We start from the raw sequence: 21,499 nt of genomic DNA, 5'->3' as shown, positions 1-21,499 counted from the left end.
TATTAACATGTTTTTCGTCGATACGCAATGTTAATTTGCACCACTTGGCTCTGCCGGCTCATCTGGTGCGTCCCCTTGCGAAGGTGAATTAGGGCCACTTTCAGCCTCTGTCGTTTTATCAATTCCTGCAGTAGAATCATTCCTCCACCGCCTTCAGAATAATATTCAGGCACTTCACCAGGAACGAAAATACTTCCTATTACAATCTGAGTCGAAACCGTATCTGTGTCCGTTGCAAATGGAATAACGATTTTGACATCTACTTCTACATCAATGTGATAAGAAAGCGTCGTATTGTTGATTCCACTATCCACAACACTGTAACTCATGTCAGTCTTCACATCCCCAATCGCAGAGAAACGAACCGGTATTTGTGGACCGAGGTGAGCAAGTAACGCATTGTTCGTTGCTTGCCCTAGAGGAATTGTGTGGATGATTCCTCCTTCTGCATCGATATCCTGCATCCCTTGTGCTTCCCCTTCATCAAGTTCCACCTCATCAGGAACGGTAATATCAAATTGTTGACCTTGTTCAACTAAACGTAAGTAACGTTGAACACGAGCTGTCGCCTCGGACAACACTCGAGTATAAATTTGAGAATTAAATTGGACGGATCGAATCATGCCATCACTCGAATAATCCGTAATAAACAATTCTTCTTGATTTAAACTTGAACTAATTTTTTTAGACACCGCGTCATTAATCGCTAACGTCGCAATTTTTCTCGTCTCTGTTGTTGCGATATGAACCAACGTTGGCCTGATCCCCTTCTCAATAATCCACAACCCTTGAACGGTAAGCACTACGAAAATTAAGAATGATAATAACAAAACATAACGAAACGGCAGTGGACCTTTCCGAGGTCGGGGTCGTATGTTTCTTCTCGGTGCTCTCATGCTGAAAACCCCCTTCGTCCAATGTATATGCAACAAAGGTGGACAGTTTGACCAAGAAAACAATAAAAAAGTGTGGTCCTTTTTTATTGTTTTCTTGAATGGTAGTTGGAGGGAGTGTATTCTCTAGCTTTATGAAATTAAATAACTATTTTTGCTCAACTCTACGTACGACTAAAAACCTTTGAATTCTGTATGGCATCGATCCACTTTTCAAGGATGCCTTTCTTAGATTCCATCTCCTGTAAATCTGGTGTATAAATCTTATAATTGTTTTTTCCATTGTTCTTTGCATAGTACATCGCTTTGTCAGCATGATCAATCAGTGTCTCTTTATCAATTCCATCATCCGGGTACATGCTTACACCAATACTTAGTGAGATTTTCGCTTCTTGTTCATGTATGAAATATGGAAGAGCTACTCTTTCAATAATTCTCTCAGCAATTTCTTCAATGATGGCTTTGTTTGTTTCTTCAAACACAACAATAAATTCATCTCCACCTATTCTAGAAATTAAATCCTCATCACGAATACAATCTTGCAGTCTATTTACTACTTCTTTTAGTAATACATCTCCGGCCTCATGCCCCATCGTATCATTCACTTTTTTAAAGTCATCTAAATCAATAAACATAAGCGTAAAATTGTGTTCATGTCTTTTAGACCGTGCTAGCGCTTTTTCAATATGACGGTCTAACGCTTTCCGATTTGGTAAATCCGTTAAGTCATCATTATAAGCCAATTGCTGTAAAGCATGTTCTAGCTTCATTTGATCTGTAATATCAAACATTTGTCCAACTATCTTTTCAATAATACCGTTCTGGTTTCGGAAAGGAGTTGCTACTTTTTCGACCCATTTCTCGTCACCATTAGGATGAGCAATACGAAATTTCACTTCTGAAAGATTGCCTAGCTTTAATTGCATTTCGGCCTTTTTATATTTTTCTAAATCCTCTACATGAATAAGCTCTTTAAAAATGTGTGGATTATGATTCAACTCCTCTACCGAATACCCCAAGAGCTCTTCCGTACCATTTGAAAAATATCCACGTTTTTTAAGCGGATCAATCGAAAAAATAGCGCCATCTAGTGAATTAAAAAGAAGTTGAAAATCTTCATTTTTTCTCTCTAAAGATAGCTTAGATTGCTGTAATGCTTTCTTTTCTCTATTCAGCTGATGGTTGGACTGCCATAAACGATCATACATACTTGCTAGTCTCCAACTCATTAGAACGATCATCAAAACAACCAGAAGGCCAATCATAATTTGTGCAGTCAAATGATTTATCATAAAACTAGTAAACAGGAAAATAAGAAGTAGAAAGGCTTGTGCTATGACTAATCCATTACTCGTTCGTTTCATGTAAATAACACCCAATTCCCTAGAATATCTATACTCACTTGCCATTATAACGAAATTCAACAAATTACGACATAGTTAGTTTTTCCAAAGAAAAAAACGCTCAATATATGAGCGTCAGGTGCAAAATGAACGATTAGAATGTAGTCCTCACTTTTTTCTTTCATACAACCTAAATTCATGATCATATTTATTTTTATCATCGACCATGCCTTTTTCGACTGATACAATCTCCCATTCATGAGCGGATATTTCTGGAAAATACGTATCTCCTTCAAACGATTCATCAATATGTGTAACATATAGCTTGTCTACATGGTTCCAAAATAATTTAAACACCTCTGTTCCACCGATAACAAAGCACTCATCCTCTGAACTTGCGATTTGCAATACTTCCTCAACAGAATGAACGATCTCACAACCTTCTGCCTCGTACTGTTCGTCTCTTGTTAACACGACGTTTCTTCGGTTAGGCAAAGGTCTTCCGATCGATTCGTACGTCTTTCTTCCCATCACAATTGTATGTCCAGTCGTCACTTTTTTAAAAACTTCAAATCAGCTGGTAGGTGCCATGGCAATTGATTTTCTTTGCCTATTAAGCGGTTTTGATCCATTGCTACAACAAACGACATCATATGTATTACCCCTTTACCTCATATACTTATCATCTATCGTATCATAATTTCGCGATCGGACAATAAAATGGTGGATGTGGACAATAAATGGCTTGTTCTGGACAATAAATCTGTTGGTTGCGATAATAAAAGAGTGTAACCCGATAATAAATTCATAATTTACACCACTCACTATGTAAGGACTCACTCTTTTTACCTATTTCCGTAAATTCTCCTTTATATTGGTTGACAATGGCTTGGATTTACGGCTATAATAATTAATGTAAACGCTTACAATTGTAAAAAGGGAGTGTTTCTATGTCTCATACCTTTTTTCACATCGATAAAGAGCAAATGATCGATAGCCTTTTAGAAAATGACATGTTTAAAATGCCAGATGGTCGTCAATTTTATGAAGCGTCGGAAGAAGAATTGCGAATGTTGATCTCCTCTCAACTTATCGCAAACAAACACGATAGCTTTTCTCATATGTAAAATGAAAATTCCTGTAGCGAACGATCTGAACAGCTACAGGCTTATTTTTTATTTTTAGGTCGTTTTGAAACCTTTCTTAGTGAAACCGTTTCGTCCTCCATTGAATAGTTTTCGTTGGGCTGTTGCCAAACCTCCTCAGCCGTTGTCTCTTGAGGGGCTTGGCCTCTTTTCTACCGTTCGAAGTCAACCGCCTTTTGCTTGTTCAGATTTGAAATGATTGCAATCAACGTCTTTTCAAGAAGGACGTTATAGGAACCATTTTATCCAACCTACAATTGATAGCCAGAGAGGCAGACTTAACGCGATACCCCAAAATAAGCCGACAAATAAATTTCCATCATATTGTTCCATGAAGTTAAACCTCCTAGCAGCTTATTGTTGGCACTAAACGGCTGATTCAAACAAGGAACATGTAACTTTTCGTTTGAAAAAGAATTCAACTGACTAAACTGGTAATACGTTTTTTTTCTAATGTATTCTATTACTTGAAAGATTATCAGTTTTTTCTAAAGGAGGTAGTATTCTATGGTTAAAGCCATTCTTTTTGGGATTTTATTTGTTTTTTTATGTGTTGCTGTACCTAGTTTCGTCGGTTATTACCAAAGTTCCTCGACATCTGGTGCACAAGAAGAAACCGAGCAGGCTCTTTCACACATGGTCGAACATGAAAAGATAGAATCTATCGATGAGAGGGGACAGATTGAAGAAAATGAAGATCATCAAACAAATGAAGAGCTTGTCTATTCATCAAGAGATGAAGCGATTGAAGCGGTTTTAGAGGAGTTTTCATTAACTGAATTGATTGGGATATTCATGGATGTTCGAAACAGCGATGAAGATGGACATGAACAGCTTATAGAAACGTTACAAGAGCGTTTTGATGACGATGAGATTGAAGCATTAAAAGTAATTGGTTTTTCTGAACTAGAAAAGATCTTACAATAAAGAACAAGGGTACTGATTCTCTCAGTACCCTTGTTCTTATACACTATGTTGTTTTTGAACTTGGTTGATCGGCTCTTTTTTAGATGGTAATTTTTTTGAAAAATAACTATGTGCTAGCATCCCTAATATAATGAGACAAAAACCAATTATAGCGATTCCGTTTGGCAATGGACTAGATAACAGGGCGATCTCACCAATTAACACAAACAGAACTTGTGTAGATTGTGTTGCTTCCACGACGGCTAATTTTTTTTGATCTCCTCTTACTCGATCTGTGGCAAGAAAAAACAATGTTGTCGCGATCACGCCTGAACTAACACCGACAATGAAAGATTGAACGATTTGATCGGAAGACGGTGTCCCCACTTGAAAGAGTGCTATACCTCCAATAACGATCCACCATGGCATGGTCACTAATGTCATCCCGTAAATGCGTTGAAAGGTGTCCAATCTCCCACCACATACCTCCATCATTTTCCGATTGCCTAAAGGATACGCAAATGCTGCAAGAACAACCGGTAGTGCCCCGAGAAGAACTGTTTGAATCGGAACCGTACTTGCATTTTGAACTTGCATGAGTCCACCCCAAATAAAATAACGAGCGAAATGCACAAAGCACCAACTGGAATCTTTTGACGCACTCGCTTCATCCCCTCAGCCGTTTGTACCTGTAGGAAAAACAATGGAGCTAGAAGCGTTCCTGCCACAATCACCAATTGCCATGTGCCAGCAATAAGCCAGCCGGGACCATAAGCCGCAGCATATGTTAAGGGCGCATAAAATAAAACAAACCCAAAAAAGCTCCAAACAAACCATGGAATGGGATTTTTTTTAATTTCAGCAAGGACTTCTTTCCCATTGTTGCGAAAAGTAACAATAAAGAAGAAGAATGGCAGCATAAAAAGAAATCGTAAGGATGAACTCCACATCCAACTTCCACCGGACAGTTCCATTGAGCGATTTAAGACAAACGTCACAGCAAAAAACATAGCTGCTAATATACCGAGTAAAATTTCTTTCATACGTTCACCTTCCAACGAGAGTATGTAATGTATACTATACTTATAGTTAACTATAATATACTCCATTATTTGGAAAGAGGATACCCTTAGCAAGACTTTTTATATAAAATTATTTTGGAGCGTGATGCAAATGGACGTAACCAATCAAACCGATGCTGAGAAGTTAGCAAAACAAGTTGGTCATACATTGAGAAAAATAAGACAAGAGCGCGGGCTAACTCTGCAACAGCTAGTGGATGTAACAGACGTGAGCAAACTGACATTAAGTAAAATTGAACGAGGAGAGGCTAATCCTTCTTTGACGGTAATCTGGAAAATTGCGAATGGACTTCAAATCCCCATTTCTTTCTTATTAAATGATACGAGTGAAATTAAAGTCTCAAGAGCTCATACAGGAAACAAAGTAATTAGCGCCAATAAGGCTTGTACGTTAGAACCAATGTTTGACACCTCTACATTTGGTTCAAGTGAGATTCACAGGGCCTTTCTCCAGCCAAATAGTGAATACAATCCAGGAGCTCATCAAACAGGTGTTATTGAATATGTAACAGTCATGCATGGTCAATTAACGCTTAAAATTGAGGATGATTATTATCATCTCTCTGAATATGATTCGATTAAGTTTCATGGTGACAAAGAACATACATATATTAATCCATCGAACGAAAAAACCGTTTTACACTTTGTGATGACTTATTTGAATTCATATTGACTATCTGCACGTACCACCGCGGTATGCTTGAAAAGAGTATTTTTCGCTATTTTAAAATAAAAAAACGCTAGGATATCCTAGTCGTTCAGTCACGGGCTCTCTTCTCTTAGAGAGTCCTTTTATGATTGTTTAAACATTTGTTGCTCACAAATTTCAATCATTTCTTCTAAACCATCGTATTTGGTTAACTGAGTCCAAGGTATTTCAATTCCTTTTCCTGGCGCCAAGGCACGTCCTACCTGTTGCTCACCATTCATGGCAATATAAATATCCCAGCTCCACGTTTTTAGGTTCTGCTTTACATTTTCTTGTCTAGCTTGATTAATCTCTACTAGATAATGATTCTTAACGACGAAATCTTTTTCATTTTCCACATATAACACTCCTCTCTGTACATATTTTCGTCACAAACGTCGATTTTCCCTATCTAAATCGTTCTACAATTCCTGACATATTCTTCGCTCTTTGAAAAATGCTCAAGACAAAACAGGATAATTGAACTACAATCTACTTATACTATATGTAATACATTACAGAAATATCTCTTCAGACAAGAAGGAGATTGAGCATTCATAGGAGGGCTTTATGAAGAAAATTCCTGTAGGCAGCTATTTTTATTTTGTTGCCGGCTTGCTCTGGTTATTCCTAGCCTTCACTGAATTTGGCAATTGGTCAACTAGAGTATACATTGCTTTGTTTTTTCTATTCTTAGTAGTCGGTATCATTAATTGGCGTATGACAGATCGAGCAAATAAAGACTGATGACAGGTCGTGAATACGACATAAATGTAGACTCTTAAAGGGAATATTAAAGGAGGTGTTAGTGGATGGATCACCATGTTGATTACGACCGTGATAAAGACCGGGAAGATGCCCTTTCACCATCAGATATTGTCGAACAATTAAAAGCAAACCTTGAACAGGAAGAAGAAATGATGAGAACGTACTTAATTCTCGCTGAAAGAATTCATCACAACGACGTCTTAAAAACAAGGTTAGAAAACTTTGCTGAAGGAAACGCAAAACGTTCGAGGCAATTACTTGATGAAATCGCGATGAGTACGGAGCAATAAGAAAAGTTACAAGCCTTTTTGGAGTTGTTTTCGTCTAGATCATGGCCAAATATCGTTTTTCCTCGTAGTGAAATGAAGCGGAAGCTACTCGACTCCTTCGGGAATTAGAGGGAATCCACTGAAAAAGTGCTCGTTTGAGGGAGCACTGCCCTCGCTTCCCGGGATGGGGGCACGCACCAGCAGGCGGGCGTTGAACTAACCGGCTGCGCCGGTGGATTTCAACCTGCCCTTCCCTCCTGCAGGAGTCGACCCCCATCCCGTCCGCTTCTTGAGAGGAACGATAGAAATTTCAACAGAAAACAGTGTCTAAAAACGTTACCGATTAAATAGATATTAAATCGGTAACGTTTTTTGTGGTTTCATATGAAAAAGCACGAGACTTATCATCACCTGGCTGTATTTCTGTTTGATGGTAATCAATCGTACTTTTGTTTACTCATGGCGGTGTTACCAACTAGTGATCTCTCATGTTAAAACACAATTCGCTCAAATTCCATTTTTTAAAGAGAAAAATATGTGTTTGAAAAAATCTTAGAAGAGTAAGAATAACAAGTTAAAAGATAAGTAACTGTAACAAAAGTAACCTTAGCAGGGGAATGACACGGAGACTCCTGCGGGAGCAGTGACCCACGTGTGAGACCCCGCAGGCGACAGCGAGGAGGCTCACCGGGCACCCGCGGAAAGCGGAGTCTCATTCCCCTGCGGCAGTTCGGCACTTTCTCAGTGGCTTCCTTGGCTACGCCTGTGGGGTCTCGCCCTTCCGCTTCATTTCACTTTCACAAATTTTCAGGAAAACTGTACTAACACCCCTACATCATATATCAGACCGCTACTGGAGCTTTAATTGGACCGTGTGGATCATAACCAACTAGTTGGATATCAGCCACATCAAAATCAAAAATACTTTCTTTCTCTTTGTTTAACTGAATCGTTGGCAAATCACGTGGCTCGCGCTCCATTTGTGTTTTGATTTGCTCAATGTGATTGGAATAAATGTGAACGTCTGCTCCTGAATAGATTAGTTCTCCTACTTCAAGATTGCATTCTTGTGCAATTAAATGCGTCAAAAGCGCATAGGAAGCAATGTTAAATGGCAAACCAAGAAACACATCGTTTGATCGCATATTAAACATGCAACTTAATTTTCCATCGATCACATAAAACTGAAAAGCATAATGACATGGTGGAAGCTGCTGATTTTCTAATTCAGAGGCACTCCAGGCATTGCAAAGCAACCTTCGCGAATCCGGATTACGTTTAATCTCATCAATAAGATACTGAATTTGATCATACGTTTCTCCGTCGGCCCCTTCCCAACTTCTCCACTGCTTTCCATACACATTTCCTAAGTCGCCGTATTTCGCTGCAAACTCATCATCTTGTAATACGTTTTCTTGATAGATGTGTAATTGTTCTTGATAAACCGCATTGAATGCTTCATCTTGCTGAGAACGAAGGCCAAAGTTAGTCATGTCAGGGCCTGTGTAATCACTTGATTCCACCCATTTTTGAAACCCCCACTCATCCCAAATGTGATTGTTGTTTTCCAACAGGTAACGAACATTCGTATCTCCTTTTAAAAACCATAACAATTCGCTGACAATGAGCTTAAAAGGCACTCGCTTCGTCGTAAGAAGCGGAAACCCCTCTTGTAAATTAAATCGCATCTGGTAACCAAAGACTGAGATCGTTCCGGTGCCTGTCCGGTCTTCTTTTTTCGTGCCATTTTCTAGTATATATCGACAAAGATCTAAATACGTTTGATCTGCATGATTCACGTTATTTCCCTCATTTCTTGAAAAACTCCTTTGTCTATTTTAACAGAAAGAGTGGTGTTACTAAACACTTTCCTCCTTCACTATCTGATCCTTAGTAATTACGCGTTAATCTGTTCGTTTATTGCGATTCATTTCTCATTGAAATTTACCCTTTATAAAAAGAATCTTACGAGAAGAGACTAACAAGAAAAAGCCTAACTCTCAAGAGGAGAGCTAGACTTTTAAGTTGTCAGACTTCTTATTTCCTGTAAAATAATCTGACTATGATGTTGCGGCTTGACCTTCATGATCCATTTTCTTTTTGCGCATAAATTGAATGGCAATTAATAACGCTAAAAGCGCAATTCCGATCGTATCGGTTACCCATGATCCATGAATAAAAACGATTGCTGTTGCAAGAGCTAACAGACGCTCATAAAAACGTAACTTCACTAAGAAGAAGTTTTGAATGAATATAACAAATGCAATAATCCCGAGTAAGGCTGTAAAAATGTTTTGAGCAATGACCGGCCATGAGTATAAACCAGCATTTTCAGGGAGCAATAGAATGACGGTGTTCGTTGCAAAAACAAAAGGAAGAAGCAGCGCACCTGAGTCAAACTTAAAGCCTTGTATCCCGGTTCGAATTGGCTCAGAGTTAGCGATCCCTGAAACCGCATATGCTGGTAAGTTAATTGGCGGTGTATCATCCGCTAAAATGCCGTAATACAAAACAAATAAGTGTGCTGCCATAATTGGTACACCCATTTGTACGAGGGCTGGTGCAACCATTGCTGCTAGAATAACGTATGTGGCTGTTGTTGGCAAACCAAGTCCTAAAATTAGACAAGCCACAAGGGTAAAGGCAAGAGCTAAATAAAGATTGTCCCCCGCAAAATTCACGATGATGACTGGTAGCCTTGCAGATAAACCAGTTAAATTAATGACGCCAATTAAAATCCCGGCTGTAGCACATGCTACGACAACGGTCAATGAATTACGTGCAGCCATTTCAAAACCAGCTAATAATTCGCGCATCCCAAATCGAACAGGTGCTGCATCAACTTTGAAGCTCTTTTGTAGTAGAACAACAAAAAGAGCAATAAAGATTCCAATCGTCACCATAACGGCTATTTCAATATTCCAGTTCAATACAAAATGCATGGAATATGCCAATCCAGCTAAAATGACGGCAATAATAATCCCCGGTCCAATCTTTTCACGGAAACGATGGGTAAAGACCGCTAATGTTAATAGAATAACGATCGAGAAAAATGCTGCATTAGGTACCGTGTTTCCTCGTACTAAAAAGTAAACGAGGACAATGACTGGCAAAATGAGATAGCCGTGTTGAATCATTGTTTTTCTTGCTGACACAAGCATTTCTTTTGGTAACCCTTTAATGTTGTGCTTAGACGCCTCAATATGAACCATGAATAAAATGGCAATATAACTTAAAATTGCCGGAATGGCTGCAGAACGAATGATTTCTGCATAAGAATAAGGCGTATACTCAATCATTAAAAAGGCCGCCGCACCCATTATCGGTGGTAATAACTGACCACTTGAAGAAGATGCTACTTCAATTCCTCCGGCTGTTTGTGGTCGAAAGCCCACTTTTTTCATTAAAGGAATCGTAAATGTACCCGTTGTAACTGCATTTGCTACGGAACTTCCTGAAATAGAACCAAGCATACCAGAAGAAACAACTGCAGCTTTAGCAGGACCACCTTTATATTTTCCAAATGCTCTAAGCGCTAAATCGATAAACATTTTCCCTGCGCCTGTTGCTTCTAATATGGCCCCAAATAAAATAAAGATGAAGACATATACGGCTGAAACGGATAATGGTGTACTAAAAATCCCAGAAGTTGTATAGGTCATTTCATAAATAAAATTTTCAAAATTGGCTCGCGTATGTCTAAATGGAGGATTTAAATAATGACCTAAAAAGAAATATGCAATAAAAACACTTGCAATAATAACAAGTGGTTTTCCAACGACTCGTCGTGTTGCTTCTAGAACAAGCACCAACAACGTAATCGCAACAACCTTGTCCATATCGGTCATACGGCCCGTTAAAATGGAGCTTGACGTTTGATTGGCATATAGATAATACCCTACAAAAAGGGCTATTAAAGCGATAATAAAATCGTACCAAGCAATTTTCGTTTGTCCTAACCCTCTTTTGATTGGAAAAATTAGAAAAACAAGAACCAGACCTAATGTAAGATGAATAATCATATGAGAACGTGTCCCGATACCTGGTATTAAGCCAAATCCAGCAGTGTACAAGTGATAAAGTGACATTAGTATTGCTATACTTAAAATTAATAGCGCCATCCATCCTCGTACTGATCGATCACTTCCAGCAAGTTCATTTACTTTTTTCTCGAGCTCCGGGTCAGCTTGATAGCTAATTTCTTCTTTCTTCGACATTCTTTCAACTCCTTTACTCTCCAATAAATACACCCTTTTTTCTATTTGTGCTCTATTACTTGAATACGAATACGTTTGCCACTTAAATCCTTAGACAAATCTACGGTCCAATCTTTAAAAAAGAATTGATGAGGGTATAACTTAGATGGAAGTATATTTAAATAATCTAACTCACGATCATCGTGTATAACAAAAAAGCCATCTACTCTCTCAAGCTTTTCTTTTGACTCATAAGGCAAACCTGCACCAAATGATTTCGTCCAGCTTTCCGTTGCAATCATTCGATAATCTTCATCAATTTTGTAATACTCTCTAACTGGTGTTTGTTCTACAGAGTGTAAGTACTCATGATAAAATGTATCATCAGGCTCTATTAGTTGCTCAAAAAAAACTTTATCTTCATAAGGTAGGTAAATTTGCAGAAAATATTCCTGTTTATCTTCTGATGACAAGCTCAACATTGCGATGATTAATAGAAGGAACAAAAAGGCAGTGCTGAAAAGCAGTGCCTTTTTGCTGAAAAACCTGTTTTTAGTTCTCATCATAGTAGCGTTGAGCACCTGGGTGAACATCGATAGACATACCGTCTAAAGCAGTTTCTAACGTAATGTTTTCACCTTGTTGGTGTGCGCTAGCAAATTGATCGCTGTTTTCAAACATAGCTTTTGTGATTTCATAAACTAGATCTTCATCCATATCAGATGAAACAACTAGCATAGCAAGTACAGCTACTGTTGATGCATCAGCTGCTGTTCCATAAGTATCAGCACTTACTGTGAAATCAGTATAATAAGGATACTCAGCCGTTAACTCAGCTACTTTATCAGCGCTAATAGAAACAAGGCTAATGTCTTTTTGAGCATTAAGTTGTTCAACTGCACCAGTTGGCAACCCACCAGTGATGAAAGCAGCATCGATGTTTCCATCTTGAATTGCTCCAGCCGCGTCACCAAAGCTCATGTATTCTGCACTAATATCATCATATGTGATGTCATGAATTTCAAGGATTTGACGAGCATTTGCTTCTGCACCAGAACCAATGTCTCCTACAGCAATACGCTTTCCTACTAGATCTTCAACTGTTTCAATACCACTGTCAGCAGCAGTAATGATTTGAACAACTTCAGGGTAAAGCGTTGCGATTCCTTGGAATCCCTCTAACGCACCATCTTCTTCAAACATGTTAATTCCTTCACTCGCGTAGTACGCAATATCATTTTGAGCTAAAGCAAGGTCCGCATCTCCATCAACAAGTCCGTTGATGTTTACAACAGAAGCACCTGACGAGAACGATGCTGCCAAAACGTTTTCAATGTTTGCATTAATAATGTTATTTGCAAGTGCTGCACCTAGTGGGAAGTAAACTCCTTGCTCTCCACCAGTCATAACAGTGATATCAGTGAAACCACCAGCATCAGCTTCACCAGCATCTTCTGTTTCAGCTTCACCAGCATCTGCACCGCCATCAGCTTCTGGCTCAGCTTCACCAGCACCACCACATGCAGCCAATACTAACATAAGTGCTAGCATCATTAAGAAACTTAATTTTTTCATGTAAATTTCCCCCTTATATCTTTAGTTTTAGTTGCTTTACAGATAAATGGAATTTATTTGTAAAACTGTACCTTATCTATTGTATAGTCAAGTCTTAAAATTTACAACTTATTACTTGGTTGAAAATGCATATTTTCGTGTGACATTTCCTGACTTTTTTCGAGGGTACTGAAAAAGTCAGCTTTTCTTTCCTAATGCCTTCTCTATCTCTAAAAGCCAGAGTTACTACCACGCTTTACAGTGCAAAACAGTCCCTTTACCTCCCTTTTTGCATATATTGGTCTATAGACGATTTTATCAAGTATAGAGAGGATTGAATTAGGTGTTTTATCAAAGCTATTGGATACCTCAAGCTTTTTTTTATCGACAACAAGACTCTCCATTTCCGCCTGTAGATATTAGCTACTTTCAACAAGCTTTAACCTCGTACCAAACGTTACTAGAGCACGGCTCTATCATCGTCAATAGTCTTGTTTCTTCCCCTGAAAAGATGAGACAACTAATGGATGCGGCTCAAGCGAGTGATGATGCAGAAGTGGATCGTATTATAAGAGAAACAGGGGTCCCGACTGTTGTAGAAACATCATATAGCCCAACTGGCGTTACGTTTACTCTTAGAGACGAGGCAGCAGGAATACCTTGCTGTACACTTACGATGTATATACGCTGGGGGTTTTAACTTGGGGCTGTCTACACAAGGAGCGTTGCAGTAATTAGAGAGTATTCCTCGTAGTGAAATGAAGCGGAAGCCACTCGACTCCTGCGGGAAATAGAGGTAGGGCCGAGACCCCGCAGGCGCAGCCGAGGAGGCTCGGCACCTCCTTGCGGGTGCGAGTGGCTGCAGCGTAATGGAACGAACATGGGAAGAACACTGAAAAACATGCCCAGAATATATAAATTTTAAAAACGATTCGCTGTTTTTTATACTTGTAAAGAAGCCGCGGCCAATGTTGCTTCCGTGGCAACAATTGTTACGTTTAATTGTTTCATGAGATCAATATCATACGTTTGTGTAATCTCGACGCCATTTTCTTCGATAATACGGACGACAGGATGTGTGCTAAGCTGTTTATTTTGTTTGACAACGATTCCGACTCGATCGTCACTCAATGTAACCGTTAATCCAACTGGATAGACAGCGACGGTCCGTCTAAATGCTTCAACTAAGTCTTGCTCAAACTGATTCCCAACACCTGAATACAACAATTCTAATGCTTCATGTGGAAGCATAGGTTTTCGGTATACTCGATTTGAAGTCACCGCATCGAACACATCCGCTATTGCTATGATTTTCGCATAATAATGAATATCATTTTTTTGTAACCCTTGAGGATAGCCTGTCCCATCTAAACGTTCATGATGCTGCAAAGCACAATGAGCTGAGAGCAAAGAAATATTCGGTGCATGGCGCAAAATATTATAGCCTGCCATTGAATGATTTTGAATCACTTTAAACTCTTCATCTGTTAGACGCCCAGGTTTATTCAAAATTTCAACCGGAATGGTCATTTTGCCGATATCATGGAGTAAGGAGCCCATACCAATCTCCATTAACTGCTTGTCCGTAAATCCAAGATCAACAGCTAAACCGAGAGTATAGACCGTTACATTTAAGGAATGAGTAAAAATATAACTATCATACACAAACATGTCTGATAACAATGTGAGCGCATTTTCGTTGTTTTTAATGTCAGACAAAATGGCACGAACAATCGTCGCAAAGTCTTTATTAAAATGGTCCATATTAAATGACTTTTTTAATTTAAGATTAGAGGCAATTTCTTGAAACTCAGTCTTGATCGTTTTGATTGCTTTTCGCTTTGTCTCTACTGAAACACCTGTCTCAATTTCAATACCATTGGTACGCTCATCATGAATATAGATAAAAGAAATGCCTAATTCATACAGACGAGTGAGAGAACGTTGCGTTAACTCGACTCCCTCATAAAGAAGGATCTGTCCATTATCATTATAGATAGGCTTAGCAAGTTGTGCTCCCTCTGTCACTGATTTTACCGCAACTAATCTCATGTCCATCTCCTTCTAGTGACCGTTCAATGTAATCATCCTACCAGTAGATCTAGATGAACTCGCACTCACTATTAAAAAGAAACGCTCTTACAATCAGTTTACATCATAATGGACACTCTGCAAGTAAATCCCTTCCAAATTGGTAAATTTTATTTAGAAAAGCGATGGAATATGTAGAATTTTAGGGATTGACGTAGAAAAAGAGGATAAATGACTTGGTTCTTTTCACCTACGAAAAGGCCTCCCAACATGTCCTCTAACATTTGAGGAATAGCTGAGAAGCCTTTATCCGTAAAGAACGAAGCCCGATCATTATTTCATTTTTAATAATGCATCTTTCCCCTTCATTCCAGCTTGAATTCCAAGCTGTTCTGCCTCTAATGTCACAGACTCTAATGGGGCTTCTAGTAATTGCTCAATGGTACGTACGCCAACGGCACGCCCTGCAACAATCTTTCGATCAATTAACTTTTGATTTGTATTAAAAAGGTTAATATCGAGTGCTCCACACATAATATACCCTGTATCATTTGTGACAGCCATAAAATTGGTTTTCGGTAACTTCAACGTAACAGCAATAAACGTTTCGCCTTCAATTTGAATCGGATTCATCTCTAGCACCGTTATGCCCTCCTGTCATCGTTTTTCAAATCATTCTCATTAGTACGATATGAAAAACGATGTGGAGGCGTGAACCTAACTTATGTCCAATTTTTTTGAAGCTTCCATGAAAGAACATCACGTAAAAATTCCGGCATAAAATACTGTTTCCCCGTTGATTCTGCAATCTTTGGAAACAAGTAACCAAAAGTGTACATGTCAAGAGTAGCTAACTTATACGTTTCTTCTTTTTGAAGAGGAACTCCTAGTATATAAATCTCCTCGTGCTCGTTAATCTCAATCCCTGTAAAATGCATTTTCCCTAATACTTTCCCACGAAACCCAAATCCCTTTAATTCAAGATGGGTTAATTCCTTCGTAAGAGAGCGTTTAATCGTTGCTTCTAAGTCTTCCCCTGTTAATGTTACAACACAAGGATTAATCGGATGTGGACAGATGCGATGAATATCGCCTCTTGTGATCGTCCCTTTTTCTAACGAATCAAGCAGAACGCCTGCATTCATCATCCCAATGTGTTCATTACACCATTCAGTCACTGCATCACATAATAATTGGGCAGCTTCCGTTTTTTCTTGCCATTCAATGGGAAATCTTTTCGGCAATGTTGTAACCTCTTCACTTAATATTTGTTCTGCCTGCATTTTCAGTTCTTTTAGAAGTAGGTCCGTATTAGCATCTGTTAGTTTCTTTTTCACATCAACTAACATCGCTTCTTTTTTGTAGATAGAGCGCGTGTTCATATCAAACGCAATCTCAATCTTACCTAGAAAAGCACCATTTTTCCCAGCCTGAGCAATTAATGTGTTATTAATATACAATCCTGTCGGCAAAACATGATGCGTATGTGCACCTACAATGACATCAATACCGGGAAACTCGTGAGCAATTTCCTCATCTTTTTTTAATCCTAAATGGGATAACAGGACGATGATGTCAGCTTCTTTCCTTAGCTCAGGCACCACCTCTTCTATCACCTTCTTCGGATTTAAAACGTCCCAACCTAATAGGTCATAAAATTGAGTAAATGGCGCTGTAAGACCAAGCAGCCCAATTTTAATCCCATTGTTCATCGTGTGAATAACAGAACGCTTTGCCCACTCTACATGGCTTCCATCATTGTTCAGTAAGTTTGCTATCAAAATTGAGAAATTTGCTTTTTCATAAAGATCATTCAATTGGTCTTTCGAAAACGTTACACCTTCGTTATTGCCAATCGTTACATAACTCGGTTGTACCTCATTTAATAGTTGAACGTTCCCTTTTCCAAACAATGCCTCTGTAACAGGATTACTTCGATCTGCATGGTCTCCAAGATCTACATACAATGAATCTTCATCTCGTTCTTTTTTTATATAGGAAACCATTTGTGACCAATGATCAAAACAGCTATGAATGTCATTGCTGTGAAAGATCTTCACTCTCTCTATTGTCAAGTACGGTCCCCCCTTTCACGGGCATTGAAAAAGTGAAAATCGTCCTTTTTCATTACCCTTAAACAAATACTATGTAAGCCCTTCATATATTAAACGAATCGCCATAACAATTAACAGCAATCGTAGTATAAAGACAAGCTTAGTGCTTGATAACCTACGATTGATCGCCGCACCAAGTGTCCCACCAAACCACGCACCAGGCACAAGTGCTAACGCATAAAGCCAATTCACATTCCCTTGTAAAACATGAGAAATTGAACCAACCATTGCAGATAACAAAATAATGAACATGGATGTAGCTACCGCCAAATGAGGAGGAAAGGCAAACAGAACAATCATAGCTGGTACAAGTAATGACCCGCCGCCTATCCCAAATAATCCTGAAAGCATCCCTACAACAAAGGCAATGATCAAAACCGGCAAAACCCTGTACCCATATGTATAAACCGTTCCATCTTCACTTTTGTACGACCTTTCAATTCCTTTTCCTGAACGAGGTAAGGGCTTTAAATAGTGTCGAATAAAAAGAATGAACGATACAAATAAAATAAAGAAGCCTAGATAAATTTGGAATGAATTTGTATCAAACCCGCGATTTAACCAAGTTCCTACAATTGCCCCTGGACCACTCGCACTAAAAAAAAGCAATCCACTTTTATAATCAACTGTTTTTTGTTTCAAGTAGGATAAAGTCGCAGAAATCCCAGTGAATATCATGATTAAAAGCGATGTTCCAACTGCAACTTGTGGGGTAATATCAATTAATGCAAAACTTCCCAACATGAGCAATGCTGGTACAACGACAATTCCACCCCCAAGACCCATCAAACTGCCTAGTGTACCTCCTAGTAATCCAACAAGTAGCAAAATGATCCAAACCATTTATTCACCTTATTCCTGTATATTGAATTCCTCCAAACAGGGAAGAACACCCTGTTTCTTGACGTTTCCCAATGGATGTTTGCATTGGCTTCTCTCGCCGTGCGCTTTCCTGGAAGTTCACTCAAAAAGCTTAAAACCATTACGGCGGCTCCGCTCAATGCTCCGGCTACCTCCAAACAGGGAAGAGCACCCTGTTTGGAGGTAGCCTAAAATAAATCTAATTGTCTTGGGGCTAATCCTTGGTATTCTATTCCGAGCATTTGTATCAGTTGTTTTGCGTTGGTTGCTGCGTCGCCGCCTGAGTTGTTGTTGAAAATGATGAAAATATCCTTTGTTTGTTTTGCTAGTGTTTCAATGTTTTCTTTCCATTGGCACAATTCGTCTTCATTATACTTATATAAATAGCGAACATCTCGCCACGTTCCGTCTCCTGGGTCATTCCAGCCGTGAATGTTGCGTCCGTGGAAGCGAATTAATGTTTTTTCTGGATGAGTCGCTTCTAATACAATTGGGATTGAACGCATTCCGGCCTGTGGCTCATCGCAAATACTATGTATCCATTGCTCGTTTCTCATAAATTGCAATGTTTTTTCTTTCATGTTCCCATCAAACCATGAACGGTGACGGAATTCCAGTGCTACTGGAAGGTCTGTTAGTTGCTCCTTTACATAACGGACCCATTGAACATGTTCTTTTTTACAGTCAAACCATGGTGGAAACTGACAAAGAATCATCGCTAATTTATTTGCATGAAGTAAGGGAGTTACGGATTCTCGAAACGCTTCAAACATCTCTTCCTTCGTTGAAAACGGATCAATGCCGCGCTGATGCCCTGTCATTCCTTGAAAAGCTTTTACAACAAACCGAAACGTATTCGGTGTTTCTTTAAGCCACTTTATCATATTCCGAAGAGGTTGAACCGCATAAAAGGAAGCATCGATTTCGACAATTGGAAAATGACCTGCATAAACTTCCAACTTAGATTGCCTATTCATTCCTATGTATAAATCATCATGGTCTCCCCAACCTGCTAGGCCTATATAGATCATCCACCTCAACTCCCACCTACTTTTGACCACTCATTAATTTTACCATGAAACTTCATGTTTACAGAATATTTATAACCCTCTTAACTCAAAAAAGAGACACAGCTTGGATGTTACTTTTTCTCTCGATCTTCAATTATATCAGCAACGTCCCAATTGTATACGTTGACAAGATGAGTAATCGACTGACGAGTCCGGTAATCTTGTGGATCATAAGGAATCGTTATGGATGTATGGCCATCCGAAAACGTATAAGCCGTAACAAGTAAGGAACCTTCTTCAACCAACCTCGTCACTTCCTCAACATCTTCCCATGAAATTCTAGTTTCAGATAAGCTCCAGAAGGAATTTCCTTGAACACCTTGCTCATCAAAATAAGCATAATGATAAATAGAGAAGACAAATAGCGGAACAACCATGAAAAGGAAAACAAGATGGAAGCCAGTCCACTTATAAGGTTTATCTTTCTTTTCCGAATACATTTTTGTTAGTAAAAATGAAAACAAAACGATCGCTATCAAGATCATTCCACTTCCGAATCCAATATAGGCAGCTGCAGGACGAATAAAGGTCCAGTGATCAGCCGAAAAGAAAAGCATATCTTGAACGAACAAGACTACAATAACAGGCAAAAAAAAGGCTGTAATTACTAAAAGAAGGCCCGTTGTCATAATGTATGGAAATAATGTATCTGAATCCGTTTCTTTAAGTAACTTCATTTTAACAACCTCCTCGTTCCCAACTCTTCTATACGTTAGGCTAAAGATGAAAGCTTGCTTCTATTTTGAGGTGAACCTCCTGTCCTTTTCATGAGAACAGGTGCGTTCCATCCCCTTTTCATAAAAAACTTAGTCCATAATGTTCGTGTTAATTTCAATCAATGTGCCATTGGGGTCTCTAAAGTGTGCTACACGTATTCCCCAATCTTCTCTTGTATGTGGTACTGAAACAAATAAAACCTTTGATTTTAAAGATTGGAAGGTCTCATCTACATCATCTACTGCGAAAATTAAGACAACTTCATTTTTGGGAAGATTCCTTTCGTCATCATTTGATTCATTTAGATCTTCGAGCATTTGTTGTTTATCAAAAATAGCTAGTTGCGTTTGTCCAACTTGAAATTGAGCATACTTGGTATGTTCAGTTCCCCATGTGCACTCAAAAGAAAGAGTGTCTTTATAAAAGAAGTAACATTCCTCATAATTGTTTACTAGAATTCTTGTATGTGTTAATTTCATTTTTTCTTTTCTCCTCCCTTTTATCCTAGGCTTGTTATTAGCCATCTATCTTTTCCAAAATTAACCTTATGCTTATTTTAGCATGAAAATTTATGTGTGTATTCCACTAGACTATTAATAGAAAAAGCCTACATGTTTTTAGTCATGTAGGCTCTCCTCTTAATATTCAGCTATTATAATCGGCGTTCCAATTGTCACATTCACACTGCCTTCATTCCCTAAATCTCGTACACCAATTTGCAGGTTCACTTTTTCTGTCTCATTGATTGAAATTCCGTTCTGCCACTGATCGGTGTAAGCAGATAATGAAATAAATGTCTCCTCTGCTATCCCTTCCTTTACTTCTCCTGAAAACTCACTAACTAACTTGTTTGCCATTTGGTCCAATTCCATATGTTTCTTCATTGACCCTTGCACCGTCACGTAAATCTCTTCACCTTGAATGTTTTCCGAAATGATGTCATACATCTCATCTTTCCATCCCTTACCAGACATTTGATGAGTCATGCTCATCATCTGTGTTCCTGCACTTTCATGTGACGTGATGACAACTCGTTCTGTACCGATTGACGTTTGTTTTGTCCCTACTCGTTTGCGGTATTCGCCATTTCGAACGTTCTCTTCATTCCAATCAAACTCACGATTTTCTTTTTCTAAGTCCTGAATCATTTGATCAACAGATTGAGAATCCCTCACCATTTTACGATCAAACTTTGAGTAGACAGACCATGATTGCACATCTATCTTTTCCGTTTTTGTAACCTCAATGATTTCTTTTAATTCTGCTATTTTATTTGTATCACTGCTCACAGACTGAACAGAGTATAATCCGACCAAACACATTACTAGTACACTATAAAGTAAACTATTCTTCATCATTCTCCTCACCTCCTTAAACAGCATTAACAGATTAATAGATAAGTAAACATATTAATATCATTTATTTACTTATAAACATTTCTTTTGTAAAGAGTGTTCTAGTAATATCTTTTTCCTCTTAGTGAAATGGAGCATAAGTCACTCGACTCCTGAGGGGAATAGAGAAGCACACTGAAAAAGTCGTTTTTTCGGACTTGAAAAGTCGCTTCGACCTCGCTACCGGGATGGGGGGCACGCACCAGCAGGCGGGCGTTGAACTAACCGGCTACGCCGGTGGATTTCAACCTGCCCTTCCCTCCTGCAGGAGTCGGCCTCCCATCCCGTCCGCTTTTTGAGAGGATCGATAGCAATTCCCAGAGAAAACAAGGTCTAATAACGTTGCATGGTGAACCACAAATCGCTCAAATCCCATCGTTAAAGAGAAAATGAATATGTTAAAAGAAATCGTAGAAGAACAAGTTAAAGATAAGTAAAAGGAACAAAAGTAACCTTAGCAGGGGAATG

Annotated in this window: 21 protein-coding genes and 2 pseudogenes; 6 read left to right on the top strand and 17 right to left on the bottom strand. The window is 38.8% G+C overall.

The window, feature by feature from the left end; genetic code table 11:
- Positions 1-2: 2 nt before the first annotated feature.
- The 3 genes and pseudogenes from yunB to JCM9140_RS15915 form a co-directional block, all read right to left on the bottom strand.
- Positions 3-896 carry a sporulation protein YunB gene (yunB, locus tag JCM9140_RS15925; protein WP_081727727.1) on the bottom strand — a complete coding sequence of 298 codons (894 nt, stop codon included), beginning with the start codon at positions 894-896 and terminating at the stop codon, positions 3-5.
- A 161-nt stretch (positions 897-1,057) separates the two neighbouring features.
- On the bottom strand, positions 1,058-2,257 hold the full coding sequence (locus tag JCM9140_RS15920; protein ID WP_034748694.1) for a sensor domain-containing diguanylate cyclase: 1,200 nt from the start codon (positions 2,255-2,257) through the stop codon (positions 1,058-1,060).
- Positions 2,258-2,404: 147 nt separating this feature from the next.
- Positions 2,405-2,889: pseudogene (locus JCM9140_RS15915) on the bottom strand (dihydrofolate reductase).
- A gap of 297 nt (positions 2,890-3,186) precedes the next feature.
- Here JCM9140_RS15915 and JCM9140_RS23885 point away from each other — a divergent pair.
- Together JCM9140_RS23885 and JCM9140_RS15910 are read left to right on the top strand one after the other, a co-directional pair.
- A complete protein-coding gene (locus JCM9140_RS23885; RefSeq protein WP_156314899.1) occupies positions 3,187-3,363 on the top strand; it encodes a Fur-regulated basic protein FbpA in 177 nt (58 codons plus the stop codon).
- Positions 3,364-3,888: 525 nt separating this feature from the next.
- Positions 3,889-4,308 carry a hypothetical protein gene (locus JCM9140_RS15910; RefSeq protein WP_034748692.1) on the top strand — a complete coding sequence of 140 codons (420 nt, stop codon included), beginning with the start codon at positions 3,889-3,891 and terminating at the stop codon, positions 4,306-4,308.
- A 36-nt stretch (positions 4,309-4,344) separates the two neighbouring features.
- On the opposite strand, the pseudogene JCM9140_RS15905 reads toward JCM9140_RS15910, so the two are convergent.
- A pseudogene (locus tag JCM9140_RS15905) lies at positions 4,345-5,330 on the bottom strand (DMT family transporter).
- Between the two features lie 130 nt (positions 5,331-5,460).
- On the opposite strand from JCM9140_RS15905, the gene JCM9140_RS15900 reads away from it, so the two are divergent.
- A complete protein-coding gene (locus JCM9140_RS15900; RefSeq protein ID WP_034748688.1) occupies positions 5,461-6,042 on the top strand; it encodes a helix-turn-helix domain-containing protein in 582 nt (193 codons plus the stop codon).
- Between the two features lie 119 nt (positions 6,043-6,161).
- On the opposite strand, the gene JCM9140_RS15895 is transcribed toward JCM9140_RS15900, so the two are convergent.
- Positions 6,162-6,416 carry a hypothetical protein gene (locus JCM9140_RS15895; RefSeq protein ID WP_034748685.1) on the bottom strand — a complete coding sequence of 85 codons (255 nt, stop codon included), beginning with the start codon at positions 6,414-6,416 and terminating at the stop codon, positions 6,162-6,164.
- Between the two features lie 211 nt (positions 6,417-6,627).
- Between JCM9140_RS15895 and JCM9140_RS23880 the strand changes: the two genes are divergently transcribed.
- Both JCM9140_RS23880 and JCM9140_RS15890 read left to right on the top strand, forming a co-directional pair.
- Positions 6,628-6,804 carry a hypothetical protein gene (locus JCM9140_RS23880; RefSeq protein ID WP_156314898.1) on the top strand — a complete coding sequence of 59 codons (177 nt, stop codon included), beginning with the start codon at positions 6,628-6,630 and terminating at the stop codon, positions 6,802-6,804.
- Between the two features lie 65 nt (positions 6,805-6,869).
- Positions 6,870-7,115 (top strand): hypothetical protein, encoded by a 246-nt coding sequence (locus JCM9140_RS15890; protein ID WP_034748682.1) that lies wholly within the window; start codon positions 6,870-6,872, stop codon positions 7,113-7,115.
- A gap of 821 nt (positions 7,116-7,936) precedes the next feature.
- Here JCM9140_RS15890 and JCM9140_RS15885 read toward each other — a convergent pair.
- The 4 genes from JCM9140_RS15885 to JCM9140_RS15870 all read right to left on the bottom strand — a co-directional run bounded on the left by JCM9140_RS15885 (position 7,937) and on the right by JCM9140_RS15870 (position 12,865).
- A complete protein-coding gene (locus tag JCM9140_RS15885) occupies positions 7,937-8,893 on the bottom strand; it encodes a thymidylate synthase (RefSeq protein WP_034748679.1) in 957 nt (318 codons plus the stop codon).
- A 261-nt stretch (positions 8,894-9,154) separates the two neighbouring features.
- Positions 9,155-11,311, bottom strand: coding sequence for a TRAP transporter permease (locus tag JCM9140_RS15880; RefSeq protein ID WP_052002318.1), 2,157 nt, complete (start codon positions 11,309-11,311; stop codon positions 9,155-9,157).
- Positions 11,312-11,352: 41 nt separating this feature from the next.
- The gene (locus JCM9140_RS15875; RefSeq protein WP_034748677.1) at positions 11,353-11,856 is read right to left on the bottom strand and encodes a DUF1850 domain-containing protein; all 504 of its coding nucleotides are present in this window, start codon (positions 11,854-11,856) and stop codon (positions 11,353-11,355) included.
- A complete protein-coding gene (locus JCM9140_RS15870) occupies positions 11,843-12,865 on the bottom strand; it encodes a TAXI family TRAP transporter solute-binding subunit (RefSeq protein ID WP_034748674.1) in 1,023 nt (340 codons plus the stop codon). The genes JCM9140_RS15875 and JCM9140_RS15870 overlap by 14 nt, the downstream gene beginning before the upstream one ends.
- 322 nt (positions 12,866-13,187) lie before the next feature.
- Here JCM9140_RS15870 and JCM9140_RS15865 point away from each other — a divergent pair, with 322 nt between their 5' ends.
- Positions 13,188-13,544 (top strand): YuzC family spore coat inner layer protein, encoded by a 357-nt coding sequence (locus JCM9140_RS15865; protein WP_034748671.1) that lies wholly within the window; start codon positions 13,188-13,190, stop codon positions 13,542-13,544.
- A gap of 242 nt (positions 13,545-13,786) precedes the next feature.
- Here JCM9140_RS15865 and JCM9140_RS15860 read toward each other — a convergent pair whose 3' ends face one another.
- From JCM9140_RS15860 to JCM9140_RS15825, 8 genes are all read right to left on the bottom strand, one after another.
- Positions 13,787-14,896 carry an HD-GYP domain-containing protein gene (locus JCM9140_RS15860; RefSeq protein WP_034748668.1) on the bottom strand — a complete coding sequence of 370 codons (1,110 nt, stop codon included), beginning with the start codon at positions 14,894-14,896 and terminating at the stop codon, positions 13,787-13,789.
- Positions 14,897-15,208: 312 nt separating this feature from the next.
- Complete coding sequence (locus tag JCM9140_RS15855) at positions 15,209-15,508, bottom strand: YunC family protein (RefSeq protein WP_439644311.1); 300 nt, start codon at positions 15,506-15,508, stop codon at positions 15,209-15,211.
- Positions 15,509-15,597: 89 nt separating this feature from the next.
- Positions 15,598-16,950, bottom strand: coding sequence for a bifunctional metallophosphatase/5'-nucleotidase (locus tag JCM9140_RS15850; protein ID WP_034748662.1), 1,353 nt, complete (start codon positions 16,948-16,950; stop codon positions 15,598-15,600).
- 69 nt (positions 16,951-17,019) lie between these two features.
- Positions 17,020-17,832 (bottom strand): sulfite exporter TauE/SafE family protein, encoded by an 813-nt coding sequence (locus tag JCM9140_RS15845; protein WP_034748659.1) that lies wholly within the window; start codon positions 17,830-17,832, stop codon positions 17,020-17,022.
- Between the two features lie 206 nt (positions 17,833-18,038).
- Positions 18,039-18,881, bottom strand: coding sequence for a DUF72 domain-containing protein (locus JCM9140_RS15840; RefSeq protein WP_034748656.1), 843 nt, complete (start codon positions 18,879-18,881; stop codon positions 18,039-18,041).
- 110 nt (positions 18,882-18,991) lie between these two features.
- On the bottom strand, positions 18,992-19,597 hold the full coding sequence (locus tag JCM9140_RS15835; RefSeq protein ID WP_034748653.1) for a hypothetical protein: 606 nt from the start codon (positions 19,595-19,597) through the stop codon (positions 18,992-18,994).
- A 129-nt stretch (positions 19,598-19,726) separates the two neighbouring features.
- Positions 19,727-20,116 carry a VOC family protein gene (locus JCM9140_RS15830; RefSeq protein ID WP_034748650.1) on the bottom strand — a complete coding sequence of 130 codons (390 nt, stop codon included), beginning with the start codon at positions 20,114-20,116 and terminating at the stop codon, positions 19,727-19,729.
- Between the two features lie 159 nt (positions 20,117-20,275).
- Positions 20,276-20,995, bottom strand: coding sequence for a YwmB family TATA-box binding protein (locus tag JCM9140_RS15825; protein WP_034748647.1), 720 nt, complete (start codon positions 20,993-20,995; stop codon positions 20,276-20,278).
- Positions 20,996-21,499: the final 504 nt, after the last annotated feature.

The sequence above is a fragment of the Halalkalibacter wakoensis JCM 9140 genome, assembly GCF_000513095.1.
GTDB lineage: Bacteria > Bacillota > Bacilli > Bacillales > Bacillaceae_D > Halalkalibacter > Halalkalibacter wakoensis.
Note: the sequence above shows the minus strand (reverse complement) of the source record. Positions and strands in the feature narration are given on the sequence as shown.